Source organism: Mesorhizobium sp. M4A.F.Ca.ET.050.02.1.1 (assembly GCF_003997725.1).
In the GTDB taxonomy this organism is placed as follows: Bacteria; Pseudomonadota; Alphaproteobacteria; order Rhizobiales; family Rhizobiaceae; genus Mesorhizobium.
Genome location: NZ_RZSG01000891.1, coordinates 1 through 2,297, shown reverse-complemented (window position 1 = coordinate 2,297; position 2,297 = coordinate 1). Strand labels below are relative to the sequence as shown.

Sequence of the window (2,297 nt, the reverse complement as noted above, 5' to 3'; positions counted from 1 at the left end):
GCATGGCATAAGGTCCTTGGGATGTTTCCACGGGCAGCAGATGCGTTTCCATAAGGCGGAATCCGCTTTTTTCGTCTTTATTTTCGTGATCCTGGCTGCCGGCCTGGTGACGCTGCACGCCTATGGTTTCCTGCAAGCCATCGCCACTGACATGGACGCGGCTTCCCGCATCGAAAAGATCAAGTATCTCAATAGACTGCTGTTCGCGACCGGCGTGCTGCTCGCAACCGCGCTGTTCTTCGGCGTGTTCTTCATCTACCCGCTGATCCGCAGGCAGGCGACGGAAGAAGGCAAGTTGCGCGCCATGACGGTCTCGCTTAGCGCGCGTTCGGAAACGCTGGAGCACGCGGCGCTGACCGACGGGCTGACCGGCATGCAGAACCGGCGCTATTTCGACGACGCACTGAAGGAGTATCTCGAGGAGTTTCGCCGCATCGAAAAGCCGGTCGGGCTGATGATCCTCGATCTCGACCATTTCAAGCAGGTCAACGACACGCATGGCCACGATGTCGGCGACGAGGTGCTGAGGGCAGTCGCCGGCTGCCTGAAGGGCATGACACGCTACCACGACGTGGTGGCGCGGCTCGGCGGCGAGGAGTTCGCCGTGGTGACACCGAACATGGACGCCGAACTGCTGGCCAAATTCGCCGAACGTATCCGCAAAGCGATCGCCAACATGTCGGTGCTGTCGGGCAATGTGCGTCTGAAGATCACCACCAGCGTCGGTCTTGCCGTCTGGGATCGCAAGGAAACGGCCGAGGACTTCTATCGCCGCGCCGACCGCCAGCTCTATGAGGCGAAGAGGCAGGGACGCAACCGCGTCTGCGCCTAAAATCCCATCATCAAATTCGTGATGCTGGCCGGCTGATGCCGTTTTTCTGCGCTTCCGGTGCTCACGGACTAAATGTCCGCTCCGCTCCGGTTCTCGAAAACGACACCATCCGACTCAGCCTGACGAATTTTCTGACGGAATTTACCCAGGCCCGCTCGGTGCTTTGGAATTTTCCCAGACATCAATCGTTCTGCGGGCGCATGCCGAAGGTTGCGGGCTTGAGGCCGTAGCGCGTGTCGAAGTCCTCGTCCGGCTGCATGCGCGGGGCGGCAGGCTTGCGGTAGTCCGGGTCGCCAGCCTGGCGGGCCGTATCGACGACCTCGGCGAAGGCCATCTGCTGCTGCGGCTTCGGCACGTTGCGCAGCCGCTCGACGATCGCGGCGAGATCGACGTCTTCGCCGGTTTCGGACGGTACCGCCTTTTCGCGCGTGCCCGTGCCGGGAATGAGCTCCTGCGCCAGTTTCTCGAACTTCAATCGCATGGTCGTCGCCACGCCCTCGCCGAAGGCGATGGCTTCACGCTGGCCCATAGAGGACAGGAAGGCCAGCGTCGAGGCCGAGGAATCGGCGATCGCCGAACGGATGATCGCCTGGTCCTGCTCATTGGCCAGCCGCATGGCGAAGAAGGTCGAGCACTGCGACAGGATGGTCGGGTCGAGCTCGCCCGGACGCTGGGTGACGACGCCGAGATAGCAGCCGTATTTGCGGCCCTCCTTGGCGATGCGCGACAGCGCGTGCCGGGTCGGCGCGAAGCCGAGGCGCGGATCGGCCGGCATGTAGCGATGGGCTTCCTCGCACAGCAGCAGCAGCCGCAGCCGGCCCTCGCTCCACAGAGCCAGGTCGAAAGCCAGGCGCGCCAGCACCGAGCAGACGGAATTGACCACTTCGGAGGGCATGCCGGCCATCTCGAAGCAGGTTACCGGACGGCCATGGTTCGGCACGCGGAAGATGTTGCCGATCGTCTCGTGGATCGTGTCCTCGATCAGGCGCGAGTTGAACATGAATCGGTAGCGGGGATCGGACGCCGCCGATTCGATGCGCGTCTTTAGAGATTTCAACGTCGGGCGGTCGTTCTTGCTTTCGAGCATGCCCATGCGCTCGTCGATCTGCTTGATGAGATCGGCGATGCGGTAGGGCACCGGCGTATCGGCCGTCAGCGCGTCGCTGCCGCGCCTCAGATAGGTGCCGGAACCCGGGTTGCGATAGAGGTTCTTGGCGGCGGGGATGAGATCGCGCAGCACATCGACTTCCTCGGGCTCCGTCTCGCGCCCGCGAAACAGCACCTCGGCGAACTCTTCCAGCCTGAACATCCAGAAAGGCAGGTCCAGCGTCTTGGAATCGACCCTGACGCAATATTCGGGCAACGAGGCGGCGAACTCGTTGTGCGGGTCGAGGATGAGGATGCGCAGATCCGGCCGGGCCTCGATCGATTTGCGCAAAAGCAGCGACACGGCGGTGGATTTGCC

General features: G+C 62.7%; 2 protein-coding genes. One reads left to right on the top strand and one right to left on the bottom strand.

The window, feature by feature from the left end:
- Window positions 1-40: 40 nt before the first annotated feature.
- Window positions 41-832: a GGDEF domain-containing protein gene (locus tag EOA33_RS32765; protein ID WP_126053965.1), complete on the top strand. Its 792-nt coding sequence runs from the start codon at window positions 41-43 to the stop codon at window positions 830-832.
- 181 nt (window positions 833-1,013) lie between these two features.
- Here the strand turns inward: EOA33_RS32765 and EOA33_RS32760 are convergent.
- On the bottom strand, window positions 1,014-2,297 hold a 1,284-nt coding region (locus EOA33_RS32760), incomplete at its 5' end, for an ATP-binding protein (RefSeq protein WP_145989428.1).